The sequence below is a fragment of the Streptomyces muensis genome (genome assembly GCF_021474425.1).
Lineage (GTDB): Bacteria > Actinomycetota > Actinomycetes > Streptomycetales > Streptomycetaceae > Streptomyces > Streptomyces muensis.
Genome location: NZ_JAKEIP010000007.1, coordinates 74589 through 91794, shown reverse-complemented (window position 1 = coordinate 91794; position 17206 = coordinate 74589). Strand labels below are relative to the sequence as shown.

The 17206-nt window shown below is 70.1% G+C and carries 11 protein-coding genes; 1 reads left to right on the top strand and 10 read right to left on the bottom strand.

The window, feature by feature from the left end:
• Window position 1: 1 nt before the first annotated feature.
• The 9 genes from L0P92_RS03705 to L0P92_RS03665 all read right to left on the bottom strand — a co-directional run bounded on the left by L0P92_RS03705 (window position 2) and on the right by L0P92_RS03665 (window position 14320).
• On the bottom strand, window positions 2-604 hold the full coding sequence (locus L0P92_RS03705) for a sarcosine oxidase subunit gamma (RefSeq protein ID WP_234760992.1): 603 nt from the start codon (window positions 602-604) through the stop codon (window positions 2-4).
• Window positions 597-3839 (bottom strand): sarcosine oxidase subunit delta family protein, encoded by a 3243-nt coding sequence (locus tag L0P92_RS03700; protein WP_234760991.1) that lies wholly within the window; start codon window positions 3837-3839, stop codon window positions 597-599. The genes L0P92_RS03705 and L0P92_RS03700 overlap by 8 nt, the downstream gene beginning before the upstream one ends.
• An 11-nt stretch (window positions 3840-3850) precedes the next feature.
• A complete protein-coding gene (locus L0P92_RS03695) occupies window positions 3851-5083 on the bottom strand; it encodes a sarcosine oxidase subunit beta family protein (RefSeq protein WP_234760989.1) in 1233 nt (410 codons plus the stop codon).
• A 37-nt stretch (window positions 5084-5120) separates the two neighbouring features.
• Window positions 5121-5981: a bifunctional methylenetetrahydrofolate dehydrogenase/methenyltetrahydrofolate cyclohydrolase gene (locus L0P92_RS03690; RefSeq protein WP_234760988.1), complete on the bottom strand. Its 861-nt coding sequence runs from the start codon at window positions 5979-5981 to the stop codon at window positions 5121-5123.
• A 119-nt stretch (window positions 5982-6100) separates the two neighbouring features.
• The gene (locus L0P92_RS03685; protein ID WP_234760987.1) at window positions 6101-8539 is read right to left on the bottom strand and encodes a GcvT family protein; all 2439 of its coding nucleotides are present in this window, start codon (window positions 8537-8539) and stop codon (window positions 6101-6103) included.
• A 205-nt stretch (window positions 8540-8744) separates the two neighbouring features.
• Complete coding sequence (locus L0P92_RS03680; RefSeq protein WP_234760986.1) at window positions 8745-9722, bottom strand: ABC transporter substrate-binding protein; 978 nt, start codon at window positions 9720-9722, stop codon at window positions 8745-8747.
• Window positions 9723-9735: 13 nt separating this feature from the next.
• Window positions 9736-11262 (bottom strand): ABC transporter permease, encoded by a 1527-nt coding sequence (locus tag L0P92_RS03675; protein ID WP_372497194.1) that lies wholly within the window; start codon window positions 11260-11262, stop codon window positions 9736-9738.
• 482 nt (window positions 11263-11744) lie between these two features.
• The gene (locus L0P92_RS03670; RefSeq protein WP_234760983.1) at window positions 11745-12830 is read right to left on the bottom strand and encodes a quaternary amine ABC transporter ATP-binding protein; all 1086 of its coding nucleotides are present in this window, start codon (window positions 12828-12830) and stop codon (window positions 11745-11747) included.
• Window positions 12831-12850: 20 nt separating this feature from the next.
• Window positions 12851-14320 carry an aldehyde dehydrogenase family protein gene (locus L0P92_RS03665; RefSeq protein WP_234760982.1) on the bottom strand — a complete coding sequence of 490 codons (1470 nt, stop codon included), beginning with the start codon at window positions 14318-14320 and terminating at the stop codon, window positions 12851-12853.
• 219 nt (window positions 14321-14539) lie between these two features.
• On the opposite strand from L0P92_RS03665, the gene purU reads away from it, so the two are divergent.
• Window positions 14540-15412: a formyltetrahydrofolate deformylase gene (gene purU, locus L0P92_RS03660; RefSeq protein WP_234760981.1), complete on the top strand. Its 873-nt coding sequence runs from the start codon at window positions 14540-14542 to the stop codon at window positions 15410-15412.
• Window positions 15413-15472: 60 nt separating this feature from the next.
• Here purU and betA read toward each other — a convergent pair whose 3' ends face one another.
• Window positions 15473-17143 (bottom strand): choline dehydrogenase, encoded by a 1671-nt coding sequence (gene betA / locus L0P92_RS03655; RefSeq protein ID WP_234760980.1) that lies wholly within the window; start codon window positions 17141-17143, stop codon window positions 15473-15475.
• Between the last annotated feature and the right edge of the window lie 63 nt (window positions 17144-17206).

The window sequence follows — 17206 nt, the reverse complement described above, 5'->3', positions numbered from 1 at the left end:
CTCAGACGTACTCTGTCGCCGCGTCGAGCAGCCAGTCCGCCAGATACCCGGCGAACGACGAACGGACCAGGACCCAGAACCCGGCTCTGGGTTCCTCCCGGGCGGCCAGGACGACCTGGGTGCGGCCCAGTGTCGTCTGGGCGCAGCGTCCGGGGCCGAAGACCCGCGGGTGCAGGTCCAGCGAACAGCCGTGGGCCAGCAGGTCACGGGCGTGCGGGCCGGTGACGAGGAGCGTGGTGCGCTGCGCGGAGACGTCGGTGACCGAGACCGGCTCGTCTCCCGCCGCCTCCCGGATCCGGCTCTCCAGGTCCCGCTCGGTCCCCGGCGGTCCGACCAGGAGCCACTCGTCGGGACCGAGCCACAGCGCGGTCGACTCCCCCGCGCGCACGGCGGTGTTCGGCTGGAGGGGCAGTTGGAGGTCGAGTGCCAGGCCGACGGCTTCGGCCGCAGGCCCCTTGGCGTCGAGGCGCAGGTCGATCTGGGCCAGGAAGGGCAGTTCAGCCAGCCGGATCGCACCCCCGGAGGCGCGCGTCGCGGCGGCCAGGCGATCCGCGACGTGCGACAGGGGGCTGCGGAGCGGGGCGTTGGGGGCGGTCTCAGCCATCGCGGCGGGCTCCCTCGGGGTCGTAGAGGACAGGGCCGGTGACGGTCACCGGCACCAACTGGTCGCCGACAGGGGCGTACAGCAGCTCGCCGATGCGGTCCCGGCCGCCCTTGATCAGGGCGAGCGCGAACGTCCGGCCCAGAGCGGCGCTGCGATAGCTGGAGGTGACGTGGCCGAGCATGGGGACCGGCGGGGCCGGCAGCACACCGTCGGCGATCAGATGGGTGCCCTCCGGGAGGAAGGTGCCCGGGTCCTCGGGGAGGAGGCCGACCAGGTGCTTGCGGTCGGGGCGGACGGTGTCGGCGCGGGAGTAGGAGCGCTTGCCGATGAAGTCCGGCTTCTTCTTCGACACCACCCAGCTCATGCCGAGGTCCTGGGGTGTGACGGTGCCGTCGGTGTCCTGGCCGATGATCGGGTAGCCCTTCTCGGCCCGCAGGACGTGCATGGTCTCCGTGCCGTACGGGGTGATGCCGTACGGGGCGCCGGCCTCGTACACGGCCTCCCACAGGGCGAGGCCCTGCCACGGTGACACGTTGATCTCGTAGGCGAGTTCGCCGGAGAAGCTGATCCGGCAGACCCGCGCCTCGATGCCCGCGACGGTCGTCTCGCGCCAGGCCATGAACGGGAAGTCGTCGTTGGCGACGGCGAGTTGGGGTGCGAGCGAGCCGAGGACCTCGCGGGACTTCGGGCCGACGAGGGCGACCGTGGCCCACTGCTCGGTCACGGACGTGCAGTGGACCTCGAGCTCGGGCCACTCGGTCTGGAGCCACTCCTCCATCCAGTCCAGTACGGCGGCGGCGTTGCCGGTCGTCGTGGTGGCCAGGAAGCGGTCCTGGGCGACGCGGATGACCGTGCCGTCGTCGAAGACCATGCCGTCCGGACGGCACATGACGCCGTAGCGGATCATGCCGACCTTCAGCGTGCTCATCATGTTGGTGTAGAGCCGGTCGAGGAAGACGCCCGCGTCCGGGCCCTGGACGTCGATCTTGCCGAGGGTGGAGGCGTCCATGAAGCCGACGCTCTCGCGGGTGGCGGCGCACTCGCGGAGCACGGCGGCCTCCATGTCCTCGCCGTCCTGCGGGTAGTACCAGGGGCGCTTCCACTGGCCGACGTTCTCGAAGAGGGCGCCGTGCGCGACGTGCCACTCGTGGATGGCCGTCGTACGGACCGGGTCGCTCAGCGCGCCCCGGTCGCGGCCCGCGAGGGCGGCGAAGGAGACCGGCGTGTACGGCGGGCGGAACGTGGTCGTGCCGAGTTCCGAGATGTCCACGCCGAGCAGTTCGGCGACGACGCCGCTGGCCAGGACGCCGGAGGTCTTGCCCTGGTCGTTGGCGGTGCCGGCCGTGGTGTAGCGCTTGGTGTGCTCGACCGAGCGCAGTCCTGCGCCGGTCGCGCGGGCCAGGTCGTCGACGGTGACGTCGCGTTGGAGGTCTACGAAACGGGGCGCGTCGTCCGTGCCGCCCGGGACGACGTACACGTGCATCGGCGGCGTCTGCCGCGGCTGTGCGGGTACCTGCGGGAGGCGGGGCGTCTCGGGCCGGTAGCCCTCGGCCGCCACGGCCCGGGCGCCGGCGGCCGCGCCCTGCGCCAGGACGGTGGCCGGGTCGAGGGCGCCGCTCGCGCTGCCGGCGACCTCGACCGCCTGGCGGGTGGTGTCGGGGACGAAGGAGCCCAGCGTCTCGTCGTGGCGCAGCTTGCCGCCGGACTGGCTGAACAGGTGCGCCACCGGGTTCCAGCCGCCGGAGACCAGCAGCAGGTCGGCGGCGAACTGCCGCTGCCCCGCGGACTCTCCGTACGGCGCGACGGTCACGGCGGTGAGGCGGTCCTCGCCCTCCGTGCCGGTGACGGCGTGGCCGGGCAGGACTTCGATGCCGGCCGCCCTGGCGCGCTCGGCCCACTCCCCCGGTTCGGGGCGGGTGTCGACGATCGCGGTGACGGCGAGGCCTGCTGCCGTGAGGTCCAGCGCTGCGGCGTAGGCGCTGTCGTTGGTGGTGAAGACGACCGCGTGACGGCCGGGCAGGGCGCCGTGGCGGTTGACGTGCGTGCGGGCCGAGGAGGCCAGCATCACGCCCGGGCGGTCGTTGTCCGGGAAGGCCAGCGAGCGTTCGTGGGCGCCGGTGGCGAGGACGACGCGGCGGGCGCGGATGCGGTGGACACGTTCGCGGGAGACGTTCTCGGGGGCGTCGGTGCCGAGGTGGTTGGTGCGGCGCTCCACGGCGAGGAGGTGGTTGTCGTCGTAGTAGCCGAAGACGGTGGTGCGGGGCAGGACGCGGACCTCGGGGGCGGCGTCGAGCTGCTCGGTCACCTCCCGTACCCAGTCGAGGTGTTCGGCGGTGCCGAGGAGGCTGCCGCCGGGTTCCGGCTGGTCGTCGGCGAGGATGACGCGGGCGCCGCTGTTCGCTGCTGCGGCCGCTGCCGCGAGGCCGGCCGGGCCGGCGCCGACGATCAGCAGGTCGCAGTGGGTGTGTACGGCGTCGTAGCGGGCGGCGTCCGGGGCTGTGGCGAGGCGGCCCTGGCCGGGGAGGCTGGTGGCGACCAGGCCGTCGTAGAGCTCGACGGTCGTCGCCGGGAGCATGGGCTCCGGGAAGGGTTCCTCGATCTGCACGACCGCGTTGGGCTCTTCGACGCCGGCCGAGAAGATGCCTCGGGGGCGGCCGAGCTTGATGCTGGTGCCGGCCTGGACGACGCCGTTGGCGAGGAGGGCGGAGGCGAGGGTGTCGCCTCGGTAGCCGCGGTATTCGGTGCCGTCGAAGGTGAAGGTGAGGGGGGTGTCGCGGTCGATTCGGCCGCGGGTGGGGTGGCGGAACGGATTGGTCTCGCCCCCGCCGCCCCTACCCTTCCCATCCTGAAGGGGCTCCGCCCCTTCGACCCCGCTGGGGGCTGCGCCCCCAGACCCCGCTTCGGCCTGAACGGCCTCGTCCTCAAGCGCCGGACGGGCTGAGAGGGCCGGCCTCGGCTCGACAGGTGCTGGGCGTTCCTCTCCCGTCCTGTACACCGTCAGGATCTCGTTCGTCGACGTGTCCCGCACCGCGTTGAACCAGCGGCGGCAGCCCGCGGAGTGGGTCCAGCGTTCGGCGAAGGGGCCCTTGGTGTTGTCGCGGAAGAAGAGGTAGCGGGCCCACTCCTGGTCGGAGAGGGACGCCGGGTCCTGCGGGTAGGGCACGTGGGCCTGGCCGCCGTAGTGGAACTCGGCCTCGTCGCGGGGCCCGCACCACGGGCAGGGGATGAGCAGCATGGTTCGGCTCCCTAGTGGGCCACCGCGGCAGCGCCGTGCTCGTCGACGAGCGCGCCGGTGGTGAAACGGTCGAGCGAGAAGGGGGCGTTCAGGGGGTGTGGCTCGTCGTGGGCGATCGTGTGGGCGTAGACGGAGCCGACGCCCGGCGTGGCCTTGAAGCCGCCCGTGCCCCAGCCGCAGTTGAGGTAGAGGTTGTCGACGGGGCTGAGCCCGATGATCGGTGAGGCGTCGGGGCTGACGTCGACGATGCCGCCCCAGGTGCGCAGCACATGGGCGCGAGCGAAGACCGGGAAGAGCTCCAGGGCCGCCGCCATCTGCTCCTCGATGATGTGGAACGCGCCGCGCTGGGTGTACGAGTTGTACGCGTCGATGCCCGCGCCCATGACCAGTTCGCCCTTGTGGGCCTGGCTGACGTACACGTGGACGGCGTTGGACATGACGACCGTGGGGTGGATCGGCTCCAGGAGCTCCGAGACCAGTGCCTGCAACGGGTGGCTCTGGAGGGGGAGTTCGATGCCCGCCATGGCGGCGAGGACCGAGGTGTGGCCCGCCGAGCAGAGCGCCACCTTGCCGGCCGCGATGGGGCCGCGGTTCGTCCGGACGCCCACCACGCGGTTGCCGACCACGTCCAGGCCCGTGACCTCGCAGTTCTGGATGATGTCGATGCCTGCCGCGTCGGCCGAGCGGGCCAGGCCCCAGGCGACGTAGTCGTGCTTGGCGATGCCGGCGCGCGGCTGGTAGGTGGCGCCCAGGACCGGGTACCGCACGTCCTCGGAGATGTTGACGATCGGGCAGACTTCCTTGACCCCGTCCGCGTCGAGCCACTCCGCGTCCACGCCGTTGAGCCGGTTCGCCTCCACTCGGCGCACGCTGTCGCGGACGTCCTGGAGGCTGTGCGCCAGGTTCAGCACACCGCGCTGGGAGAACAGGATCGGGTAGTCCAGCTCCTCGGCCAGGCCCTCCCAGAGCTTGAGCGCGTGCTCGTAGATGCCGGCGCTCTCGTCCCAGAGGTAGTTGGAGCGGATGATCGTGGTGTTGCGGGCCATGTTGCCGCCGGCCAGCCAGCCCTTCTCCAGCACGGCGACGTTGGTGATGCCGTGGTTCTTGGCCAGGTAGTGGGCGGTGGCCAGGCCGTGTCCGCCGCCGCCGACGATCACCACGTCGTACGACCGCTTCGGCTCGGGATTGCGCCACAGCCAGTCCGGGTGGTCCGGGAGGTCGGCGCCGGGGGTGCGGGGGCTCATCGGACGGCTCCGTCCTCTTGGCGCGGCAGGGACAGGTTCATACGGTGTTCGCGTTCCTCTCGGCGGCCTCGACGACGTTGGCCAGCAACATCGCCCGGGTCATGGGGCCGACGCCGCCGGGCATCGGCGCGAGCCATCCGGCGACCGTCGCGGCCTCCGGGTGCACGTCGCCGACCAGGCCCTCGTCGGTGCGGGTGATGCCGACGTCCAGGACGGCAGCGCCGGGGCGCAGCATGTCCTTGGTGATCAGTCCGGGCGAGCCGGCGGCCGCGACGACGATGTCCGCCTCGCGTACATGCCAGGCCAGGCCCTTGGTGCCGGTGTGGCAGAGGGTGACGGTGGAGTTCTCGGAGCGGCGGGTGAGCAGGAGGCCGATCGGGCGGCCCACGGTGATGCCCCGGCCGATCACGCACACCCGTGCCCCGGCCAGCGGGACGTCGTAACGCCGCAGCAGTTCGACGATGCCGCGCGGGGTGCACGGCAGCGGCGCCTCGACACCCAGGGTGAGCCGGCCGAGGTTGACGGGGTGCAGTCCGTCGGCGTCCTTGGCCGGGTCCATGCGTTCCAGTACGGCGTTGGCGTCCAGGTGGCGCGGCAGCGGGAGCTGGACGATGTAGCCGGTGCAGTCCGGGTCGGCGTTGAGCTCGTCGATCGTCTCCTCGACCTGCTGCTGCGAGGCGTCGGCCGGCAGGTCCCGACGGATGGAGGCGATACCGACCTGGGCACAGTCACGGTGCTTGCCGCCGACGTAGGCACGGCTGCCGGGGTCGTCGCCGACCAGGACGGTGCCGAGGCCCGGCGGGCGGCCACCGGTGGCGGTCAACTTGGCAACGCGCTCGGCAAGTTCACGTCGAATCGCGGCGGCGGTCGCCTTCCCGTCAAGCACTTGGGCAGTCACCGACGGCACTCCTTTCAACAGGGCTCAGCGGCATCGCCCCAAAGGGGCGCGGGGAACTGCGCGACCAGCCACAACGAACCAGCAGCCGATCGACAACCAATCGCGGCACTACGAACCACTCACCCACGCAGACGTGACATCGTGGGGTCGAACAGGGGCTCCTCAGCGACCGCCGCCTCGACGCGCTGGTCGAAGTAGCCGATCTGCAGGGACGTGCCGGGAACAGCCAGCTCGGCCGGGAGCCACGCGTACGCGATGCCCTTGCCGATCGTGTAGCCGTACGCGGCGCTGGTGACGTAGCCGACGGCACGGTCACCGTCGTACACCGGCTCCTTGCCCAGGACGACCGACCGCGGGTCGTCGATGGTGAGGCAGGTCAGCCTGCGCCCCACGTTCTCCTTGCGGCGCAACAGCGCGGCCTTGCCGATGAAGTCCTCCTTGTCGAGCTTGACCGCGAAGCCGACGCCGGCCTCGTAGGGGTCGTGCTCGTAGGTCATGTCGGTGCCGAAGGAGCGGTAGCCCTTCTCCAGGCGGAGGCTGTTGAAGGCGCCGCGGCCCGCGATGACGCCGCCGAGCGGCGCCGCCGCCTCCCACAGGGTGTCCCACAGCTTCTGGCCCTGGTCGGCGGTGGTGTACAGCTCCCAGCCGAGCTCGCCGACGTACGACAGCCGCATCGCCGTGACCGGGACGCTGCCGATGTAGGCGCGCTTGGCGCGGAAGTACTTCAGGCCGTCCTTGGAGAAGTCCTCGTCCGTCAGCGGCTGGAGGACCTTGCGGGCCAGCGGGCCCCACAGGCCGATGCAGCAGGTGCCGGGCGTGATGTCGCGGACCTGGACCGTGCCGTCGGCGGGGAGGTGGCGGGTGAACCAGTCGAGGTCCAGGTTGCCGTTGGCGCCGACCTGGAAGACGTCACGGGCGAGGCGGGCGACGGTGACGTCGCTGCGGATGCCTCCGTCGTGGTCCAGGAGCAGGGTGTACGTGACCGAGCCGACGGACTTGGCGACCTTGCCGGTGCACAGGCGCTCCAGGAAGTCGGCGGCGCCGAGGCCGCTCACCTCCAGGCGCTTGAGTGCCGTCATGTCGTACATCGCGACGGTCTCGCGGGTGACCTGCGCCTCGGCGCCGACGATCGGCGACCAGAACTGGGCGGCCCAGTCGTTCGGGGTGGGGACGGAACGGCCGTCGACCAGGTGGGCGTTGGCCTCGTACCACTGCGGGCGCTCCCAGCCGTTCGCCTCCAGGAAGAAGGCGCCGTGCTCCTGCTGGCGGGCGTGGAAGGGGCTGGTGCGGATCGGGCGCGGGTCGCCGGAGGGCTGGAGGGGGTGGAGGATGTCGTAGACCTCGACGAAGTTCTGGCAGTCGCGGGCCAGGACGTACTCCGGGGCGAGCTGGTGCGGCTCGAAGCGGTTGACGTCGCACTCGTGCAGGTCGAAGGACGAGCAGTGGCCGTCGACCAGCCACTCGGCCATCGCGCGGCCGACGCCCGCGGAGTGGGTGACCCAGACGGCCTCGGCGACCCAGAAGCCCTTGACGTCCCTCGACTCGCCGAGCAGCGGGAAGTTGTCGGTGGTGAAGGAGAACAGGCCGTTGATGCCTTCCTCGACCTTGGCCTCCTGCGTCGCGGGGAGCAGGGACTGGGTCTCGGTCCAGGCGGGCTCGAAGTCCTCTTCGGTGAACTCCAGGACCGAGGGCATCTCGGCGTTCTCGTCGAAGGCGCGGATGTCGTCGGCGGAGATCGGCATGGGGCGGTGGCCGTAGTAGCCGATGCCGATGCCGTCGAAGCGGTCGCGGTAGTAGAGGTCGGCGTCCTGGTGGCGCAGGATCGGGCGGACCGCCTCCTCGGTCTGGCCGGCGAGGGCCGGGACGGGGCCGGTCCAGGCGAGCTGGTGGGCCAGCGGCGTCAGCGGCAGGTTCATGCCTGCCATGCGGGCGATCTTCGGGCCCCAGATGCCGGCGCAGCACACGACGATGTCGGCTTCCAGATCGCCCTGGTCGGTGCGGACACCCGTCACCTCGCCGTCGGCCTTGAGGATGTCGAGGACCTCGTGGCGGGCGAGGAAGCGGACGCCGCGCTCGGTGGCCCGGCGGATCTGGGCCTCGACGGCGAGGACCGCCTTGGCGAGGCCGTCGGTCGGGACGAGGAGGCCGCCGAGGACCTTGTCGCGGTCGACCAGCGGGTGCTTCTCGACGCACTCGTAGGCGGTCAGGATCCGCGACTCGATGCCCCAGGCGGTGATCCAGCCGTGGCGGCGGTGCAGTTCGGCGAGGCGCTCCGGCGTGGTCGCCACCTCCAGGCCGCCGACCTGGAGGAAGCAGGGCTTGCCGTCGACGTCGAGGGAGCAGAACTTCTCGACGGTGTAGCGCGCCAGTTCCGTCATGGTCTTCGAGGAGTTGGTCTGGAAGACCAGGCCGGGCGCGTGCGAGGTCGAGCCTCCGGTGGCCGGGAGCGGCCCCTGGTCGACCACGGTCACCTCGGTCCAGCCCCGTGCCGAGATCTCGTCCGCGAGCGCCGCGCCGACGACTCCCGCTCCGATGATGACCACACGCGGTCCCGCCATCGCCGCACCTCCGGTTGAGTTGCTTTCTGCGCAACGTGATTCAGGTTGCGCAACTCAATGTGCCTGCCGTGCAGGTGGGTGTCAAGAGGTCCGGTGACGTAGGGGAAGGCACGGGAAAGCGGCGTGGAGAACGGCCTGGAAAACGGGAATGCCCGGCGGGCGGTGCGCGTCCGTGCGCACCGCCCGCCGGGCATCCGGGAAGGGGCTACTTGATCCAGGCCTCCACCTTGTCGCGGTTGGCGTCGACCCACTTCTTCGCCGCCGCCTCGGGGGTCATCTTGTCCACCGCGATGTACTTGGCCACGACGTTCTGGTCGTCGTTGGACCAGGTGAAGTTCTTGACCAGGTCATAGGCCGGGCTGCCGGACTTGGCGAACTTCGCGCTGACGATCTTGTCCAGCTTGTACACCGGGTAGTCGCAGTTCACCTTCTCGGCGTCGGCGTCGCAGCCCGTCTTGTACTCGGGCAGCTTGACCTTCTTCAGCGGCACCTCGGACATGAACCACTGCGGCTCGTAGAAGTAGCCGATCACCCATTCCTTGTCCTTCTCCGCCTTGCGGAAGGCCTGGATGAGGGCGGTCTCGCTGCCCGCGTACACCACCTTGTAGTTCAGCTTCAGATTCTTCACCAGCGCCTCGTCGTTGGTGACGAACGACGGGTCGCCGTCGAGGAGTTGGCCCTTGCCGCCGGACTCGGAGGTCTTGAACTCGGCCGCGTACTTGTTGAGGTTGTTCCAGTCGAGGATGTCCGGGTGCTCCTCGGCCAGCCACGGCGGCACGTACCAGCCGATGAGGCCTTCGTTGCCGGTCGGACCGGCGTCGACGGCCGTCTTCTGGCCGGTGATGTACTTCTTCTTCAGGTCGTCGTGACCCCAGTTCTCGACGACGGCGTCGACCTCGCCCGTACCGAAGCCCTGCCAGGCGATCTCCTCCTTCAGGTCCTTCTTGGTGACCTTGCAGCCGAGGTCGTTCTCCGCGACGTAGGCGATGACCGCCGCGTTGGCCTCGTAGCCCACCCACGGGTTCACCGCGAGGTTGAAGGTGCCGCACTTGCCGGAGCTGCCCGAGCCGCCGGCGTCCGAGGAGCTGTCACCGACCTTCGCGCCGCCGCAGGCGGTGAGGGTGAGGCCGAGGACCGCTATGCCGGCCGCGCCGACTCTCCACTGTCTTGCTTGCCCTGCCATGGTCAGTTGCTCCTTACGCGCTGGTACGCCGCGCCGCTGCCTGAGTGATCCGGTCGAACATGACTCCGAGAAGGACGATGGCCAGCCCCGCGGCGAGCCCCTTCCCGTACAGCTGTCCCTGCGAGAAACCGGCCACGACGTCGTAGCCGAGGGCGCCCGCCCCCACCAGGCCGCCCACCACAACCATCGACAGCACGTAGATCAGGCCCTGGTTGGTGGCGAGAGTCAGGGCGCCGCGTGCCATCGGCAGTTGAACCTTGGTGATGATCTGCCAGGTGTTGCACCCGGCCGAGGTGGCCGCCTCCACGGTGGTGGCGGGCACGTTCCGTACCCCGTCCGCGATGATCTTCATGGCGACGGGGGCCGCGTAGACGATGGCCGCGACGATCGCCGTGAAGCGGGTCGCGCCGAACAGCGCGAGGAACGGCACGAGATAGACGAACGGCGGCATGACCTGCGCCGCGTCCAGGGTGGGCCGGATCAGCCGGTCCACCAGCGCGCTGCGCCCCATCCAGACGCCGAAGACGATGCCGAGCAACATCACGAGCACCGTGGCGACGAGGGTCGACGCCAGCGTCGTCATGCCGTCCGACCACACCCCGGTGGCGACCAGCAGGCCCACGCAGACGGCCGTGGTGATACCGGCGCGCCAGCCGCCGAGGACGACGGCGAGCCCGATCAGTGCCGCGCCGACGAGCCACCACGGGGAGTCGGTGAGCAGCGCCTGGAACGGGTTGAGCAGACTGTTGGTGAGGACGTCCCGGAAAGCGTTGGTGACCCCCGAGAGGTTGTCCTGCACCCAGGTGGCCACGCTGTCCGCCGTGCTCCTGATGGTGCTGCCGGTGCTCCCCTCGCCCGGGAACTCCGCGGCCCACAGATAGGTGTGGGACAGATAGGCCAGGACCGCCGTGACCGCCGCACCGGCCGCCAGCAGCGGGCGTCGCCAGGTGATGAAGCGGTTCTTCGAAAGGCGGGCGGCCTCCTCGCGTGCGCTCGCCGCGGTGGTGACCCGGTCCAGCACGATGGCCATGACGACGATGGCCAGACCCGCGTTGAAGGCCGTGCCGACGTCGAGCGTCTGGAGCGCCTGGACGACGGTCTTGCCGAGGCCGGGCGCGTCGATCAGGGCGGCGATGGTCACCATGGCCAGGGCGGCCATGATGGTCTGGTTGACGCCCATCACCACGGTCCGCTTGGACATCGGCAGCAGGACCTTCATGAGGGACTGCCGTCGCGTGGCACCCAGTGAGTCGGCCGCCTCCACCGTGGTCTCCGGGACGGAGCGGATGGCGTGCGCGGTGATGCGGATCGTCGGCGGCGCCGCGTAGATCAGCGTGGCGATCGTGGCGGAGGACGGGCCGATCTGGAAGAACAGGGTCAACGGGGCCAGATAGACCATGGTCGGCATCGTCTGCATGAGGTCCAGGAAGGGCGTGACGACCCGGTTGAACCGGTCCGACAGCCCCGCCCACACGCCCAGCGGGATCGCGAACAGCAGCGCCACGAACACCGCGGAGACGGTGAGCGCCAGGGTGTCCATGCTCTCCTGCCACAGGCCCTGGAGGCCCAGGAAGGTGAAGCCGGCCACCGTGAGGAGCGCGACCCGCCAGTTGCCCACGGCCCAGGAGACGTAGCCGACGATGCCGACGACACCGAGCCAGCCGATCTGCGGGACGGGCCGGTCGACGGACGGCTGCGAGATCAGCTCCTGCACGAAGGTCACCAGGGAGTCGATGACCAGGCGGATCTCGTTGAAGAAGTAGAGGAAGAGCGGGTTGGAGTTGCGGTTGGCGCCGATCGAGTCGTTGACGTCGTTGAACCACCGGTGCAGGTCGGTCAGGTCGGCCGCCGCCAGCGTGAGGGTCTGCTTTCCCCGCAGTACGAGGAAGAGCACCAGCCAGACGACGAGGATCGCGGCCACGACCATGGACCGGCTGACCTTGCGCACGCTCCTGGCGGGAGCCGGCGGCTCCACCGGCCCGGTCTTCTCCGGTCTCTCCGTCTTCTCCACGGCGACGGTCATCACGCGCCGCCTTCCTGCCCGGCGACCACGGCGAGGATCTCCTCGTCGCCGACGATCCCGAGCAGCTTGCCGTTCTCGACGACCTTGACCGGCTTGTCGGCGGCGAGCACCGCCCGGGTGGCCTCCTTCACCACGACGTCCGGGCCCAGCTCGGGACCGTCCAGCGGGTCGCCGTCGGCCGGCGGACGCATGATCCACCGCAGGGTGAGCACGTCGCCGCGCGGAACGTCCTTGACGAACTCGCGGACGTAGTCGTCCGCCGGCGCACCGACGAGTTCGTCGCCGGTGCCGCACTGGACCATCTTGCCGTCGCGCATGATCAGGATGCGGTCGCCGAGCTTGAGGGCCTCGGAGAGGTCGTGGGTGATGAACACCATGGTCTTGCCGACCTCGTGGTGCAGCCGGATGACCTCGTTCTGCATGTCGCGGCGGATCAGCGGGTCGAGCGCGGAGAACGGCTCGTCGAAGAAGAGCACGTCGGGATCGCCTGCCAACGCCCGGGCCAGGCCCACGCGTTGCTGCATGCCGCCGGAGAGCTGGTCGGGGTAGGAGTTCTCGTAGCCCGCCAGCCCGACCAGTTCGACGACCTCCTGGGCCCGCTTGACGCGCTCGGCCCTGCCCATGCCGCGGATCTCCAGCCCGAACGCCACGTTGTCGACGACGCGACGGTGGGGCAGCAGACCGAAGTGCTGGAAGACCATGGAGAACTTGCGGCGCCGAAGATCGCGCAGGCGCGCCGCGTCGGCCTGGCGGATGTCCTCGCCCTCGAAGACGATCTCGCCCGCGGTGGGCTCGATCAGCCGGGTGAGACATCGCACCAGGGTGGACTTGCCGGAGCCGGACAGGCCCATGACGACGAAGACCTCGCCGGGCGAGACGTCGAAGTGGACGTCCCGTACGGCGGCGGTGCATCCGGTGCGGTCCATGAGCTCGCGGCGGGTGAGGCCGCACAGCTCCTCGGAGTCCGGCACCCGGTCGGCCTTCGGCCCGAACACCTTCCACAGCCTGCGCACGGATATGACCGGGGTGGAGCCCGAGTCCTGGGGCGTGCCGCGCCGCTGCGGCACCTCGGTCTGTGTGGTCACGTTCGACCTTCTTTCGGCGTTCAGCCGCTGAACCAGCGCTGCGGCCGGGGTTGGATGTTCTGCCAGATGTGTTTGGGCTCTCGGTACTCGTTCAGGCCGGCAGGTCCCAGCTCCCGGCCCACGCCCGAATGCCCGAAGCCACCCCATTCCGCTTGCGGCACATAGGGGTGGTAGTCGTTGATCCACACCGTGCCGTGCCGCAGCCGCCGTGCGACCCGCTGGGCCCTGCCCGCGTCCTGGGTCCACACGGCTCCGGCGAGTCCGTACTCGGTGTCGTTGGCGATGCGTACGGCGTCGTCCTCGTCGGTGAAGCGCTCCACGGTGAGGACGGGTCCGAACGACTCCTCGTGCACCACCCGCATGTCCTGCCGGCACTCGTCGAGCACGGTGGGCAGGTAGTAGTGGCCGTCGGCCAGCGCGGGGTCGTCGGGCCGGGCGCCGCCGCAGCGCAGTACGGCGCCCTCGGCGAGGCCGGAGGCGACGTACGCCTCGACCTTCTCCCGGTGCTGTGCGGAGATCAGCGCGCCGGTCTCGGCGTCGGGGTCGAAGGGGCCGCCGAGGCGGATCCGGCGGGCGCGACGGACGACCTCGTCGACGAAGCGGTCGTGCAGCGAGTCCTGGACGATCAGCCGTGCGCCGGCCGAGCAGACCTGTCCCGAGTGCAGGAAGACGGCCGTGAGGGCGAAGTCGACGGCCGTCTCGAAGTCGGCGTCGGCGAAGACGACGTTGGGGTTCTTGCCGCCGAGCTCCAGCGCGACCTTCTTCACGGTCGCGGCGGCGGTGGCCATGATCCGCTTGCCGGTCTCCAGGCCACCGGTGAAGGAGACCATGTCCACGGCCGGGTGCTCGGAGAGTGGTGCGCCCACCTCGGGCCCGGCGCCCAGGACCAGGTTGGCGGCGCCGGCCGGGAGTCCGGCCTCCTGAAGCGCCTTGATCAGCAGGATCGAGGTGGAGGGGGTGAGCTCGCTGGGCTTGAGGACGATCGTGTTGCCGGCCAGGAGCGCCGGGGCCACCTTCCAACTGGCTTGCAGCAGCGGGTAGTTCCACGGGGTGATCAGTGCGCACACACCGACCGGCTCGTACCCGACCCGGCTGACGGCGTCGTCACGGCCGGTGTCGATCACCCGGCCGGCGTCGGTGCCCCCGATGCCGCCGTAGTAGCGGAAGCAGGAGACGACGTCGGCGATGTCGTACTCGCTCTCCACCAGCCGCTTGCCGGTGTCCAGGGACTCGGCGCGGGCGAACTCCTTGGCGTCGCGCTCGATGATCTCGGCGGTGCGCAGCAGCAGCGTGCCGCGCTCGCGCTCGGAGGTGCCCGGCCAGGGGCCCTCGTCGAAGGCTCGGCGGGCCGCGGTGATCGCCGCCTCGGTGTCGGGGCGGGTCGCCTCCGAGACGGTCGCCACCAGCGTGCCGTCAGCGGGACATCGAATGTCCCGGTGCCCACCGGCCACCGGGTCCCGCCATGCGCCATCCACGTACAGGTCTGCCACGCGCCGAGCCTTTCCACAGAAATTCGTTGCGCATCGTGCACCCGATTGCTTGTGGTGGAACACCCTGGCGAATGTCCAGACAGACGTCAAGAGGACCGCCGATGACGATTTCACCATGTGACGCTTTTCCCGCCCACCCTTGACCGCAGACGGCACCGCGCCGACCATGTTGCGTATCGCTCACCTTGTTGTGCAATACGCACCAGCGGAGGCCCGCACATGTCCCCTCGCCCGCAACCTGGCCGTGAGTTCGTCCTCACCCTCTCCTGTCCGGACAGCGCCGGACTGGTCCATGCCGTGAGCGGCTTCCTCGTCAGGAACTCCGGCAACATCCTGGAAAGCCAGCAGTTCGACGACCGACTGCAGGGCCGCTTCTTCATGAGGGTCCACTTCGACGTTTCGGACCCCAACACCGATCTGGAAAAGCTGCGTTACCGGTTCGCCCCGGTGGCCCAGGCCTACGGCATCTCCTGGGCCCTGAGCGAGGCGGCCACGCCGACCCGGACGCTGATCATGGTGTCCAAGTTCGGCCACTGCCTCAACGACCTGCTCTTCCGCCGGCGTACCGGCGCCCTGAACATCGAGATCCCCGCGATCGTCTCCAATCACCGGGACTTCGAGAAGCTGGCGGACACCTACGGCATTCCCTTCCACCACGTCCCGGTGACCAAGGACACCAAGCCCGAGGCCGAGGCGCGGTTGCTGGAGCTGGTGCAGGAGCTGGACGTCGACCTCGTGGTGCTCGCCCGCTACATGCAGATCCTCTCCGACGACCTGTGCAAGCAGTTGGAGGGCCGCGCGATCAACATCCACCACTCCTTCCTGCCCAGCTTCAAGGGGGCACGCCCCTACGAGCAGGCCTACCAGCGCGGGGTGAAGCTCGTCGGGGCGACGGCCCACTATGTGACGCCGGACCTGGACGAAGGGCAGATCATCGAGCAGGACGTGGTCAGGGTCGACCACTCGCTCGACCCCGGAGAGCTGGTCACGGTCGGCAGGGACGTGGAGGCACAGGTGCTCGCGCACGCCGTGAAGTGGCACAGCGAGAGCCGGGTGATGGTGGACGGCAACCGCACGGTGGTCTTCCGCTGAGCCAGAGCGGCAACGAGGCGGGACCGGGCATTCCGGTCCCGCCTTCTCGCGTCCCGGCGCCTACTCCGCCTGCCTCTGGACGTCGCGGTGGCGGTAGTACGCGGCCTTCGACGGCGCCTGCGGCTCCTTGCCCAGGATCAGGTCGGCCGCCTTCTCCGCGATCATCATCACGGGCGCGTAGATGTTGCCGTTGGTGACGTAGGGCATGACGGAGGCGTCCACGACCCGCAGGCCCTCCAGGCCGTGCACCCGCATGCTGGCGGGGTCGACGACGGCCATCTCGTCGGTGCCCATCTTGCAGGTGCAGGACGGGTGCAGCGCGGTCTCCCCCTCCTTGGCGACCCAGGCGAGGATCTCCTCGTCCGTCTCCACCTGCGGGCCGGGCGAGACCTCCCCGCCGTTGTAGGGGGCGAGCGCGGGCTGGTCGAGGAGCCGGCGGGCCACGCGGATCGCCTCGACCCATTCGCGGCGGTCCTGCTCGGTGGAGAGGTAGTTGAACCGCAGCGCCGGGTGCTCGCGCGGGTCCTTGCTCTTGATCTTCACCGAGCCGATCGCGTCGGAGTACATCGGCCCCACGTGCACCTGGTAGCCGTGGCCGCCGGCCGGCGAGGAGCCGTCGTAACGGACCGCGACCGGCAGGAAGTGGAACATCAGGTTGGGATAGTCGACGTCCTCGTTGCTGCGGGCGAAGCCCCCCGCCTCGAAGTGGTTGGTGGCCGCCGGGCCCTTCCGGAACAGCCACTGCAGCCCGATGAAGGGAGCGCGCCACTTCGCCATGTACGGCTGCATGGAGACGGGCTGCTTGCAGGCGTACTGGACGTAGACCTCCAGATGGTCCTGCATGTTCTCGCCGACGCCCGGAAGATCGTGTACGACCTCGATGCCGAGCGCCCGCAGCTCCTCGGCGTTGCCGACACCGGAGAGCTGGAGCAGTTGCGGGGAGTTGATCGCCCCGCCGCAGAGGATGACCTCCCCGGCGCGGACCTGCTGGAGGGCGCCGCGGCCGCGCTGGAACTCGACGCCGACGGCGCGCTTGCCCTCGAAGAGGACGCGGGTGACGAGGGAGCGGGTCCTGACGGTGAGGTTCGGCCGCTTCATCGCGGGCTTGAGATAGGCCTTGGAGGCCGAGAGCCGGCGTCCGCGATGGACGTTGCGGTCGAACTTGGCGAAACCTTCCTGCCGATAGCCGTTGACGTCGTCGGTGGGCGCGTAGCCCGCCTCCTGGGTGGCCTTGAGGAAGGCCCCGAACAGGGGGTTGGTGGCCGGGCCGCGCTCCAGGACGAGCGGGCCGTCGTGGCCGCGGAACTCGTCGTCCGGGTCGGCCGCCAGACAGTTCTCCATGCGCCGGAAGTACGGCAGACAGTGGGCGTAGTCCCAGGTCTCCATGCCCGGGTCGGCCGCCCAGCGCTCGTAGTCCATGGGATTGCCGCGCTGGAAGATCATGCCGTTGATGCTGCTGGAGCCGCCGAGCACCTTGCCGCGCGCGTGGTAGACGCGCCGGCCGCCCATGTGGGGCTCGGGCTCGGACTCGTACTTCCAGTCGTAGAACCGGCTGCCGATCGGGTAGGTCAGCGCCGCGGGCATATGGATGAAGACGTCCCACGGATAGTCCGACCGGCCCGCTTCCAGGACCAGCACCCGGTTCGCGGGATCCGCCGAGAGTCTGTTCGCCAGTGCACTGCCGGCCGAACCTCCACCGACGATGACGAAGTCGTACTGCAGGGGAGCCATGGTGCCTCGTCTCGCTCGCGCCGTCGATACGCGAGGCATGCTAGACCCGGTCCCGTGATACGC

Coding starts and splice junctions, on each gene's coding strand:
- L0P92_RS03705 (WP_234760992.1), bottom strand. CDS start 604: ATGGCTGAGACCGCCCCCAACGCCCCGCTCCGCAGCCCCCTGTCGCAC.
- L0P92_RS03700 (WP_234760991.1), bottom strand. CDS start 3,839: ATGCTGCTCATCCCCTGCCCGTGGTGCGGGCCCCGCGACGAGGCCGAG.
- L0P92_RS03695 (WP_234760989.1), bottom strand. CDS start 5,083: ATGAGCCCCCGCACCCCCGGCGCCGACCTCCCGGACCACCCGGACTGG.
- L0P92_RS03685 (WP_234760987.1), bottom strand. CDS start 8,539: ATGGCGGGACCGCGTGTGGTCATCATCGGAGCGGGAGTCGTCGGCGCG.
- L0P92_RS03680 (WP_234760986.1), bottom strand. CDS start 9,722: ATGGCAGGGCAAGCAAGACAGTGGAGAGTCGGCGCGGCCGGCATAGCG.
- L0P92_RS03675 (WP_372497194.1), bottom strand. CDS start 11,262: ATGGACACCCTGGCGCTCACCGTCTCCGCGGTGTTCGTGGCGCTGCTG.
- purU (WP_234760981.1), top strand. CDS start 14,540: ATGTCCCCTCGCCCGCAACCTGGCCGTGAGTTCGTCCTCACCCTCTCC.
- betA (WP_234760980.1), bottom strand. CDS start 17,143: ATGGCTCCCCTGCAGTACGACTTCGTCATCGTCGGTGGAGGTTCGGCC.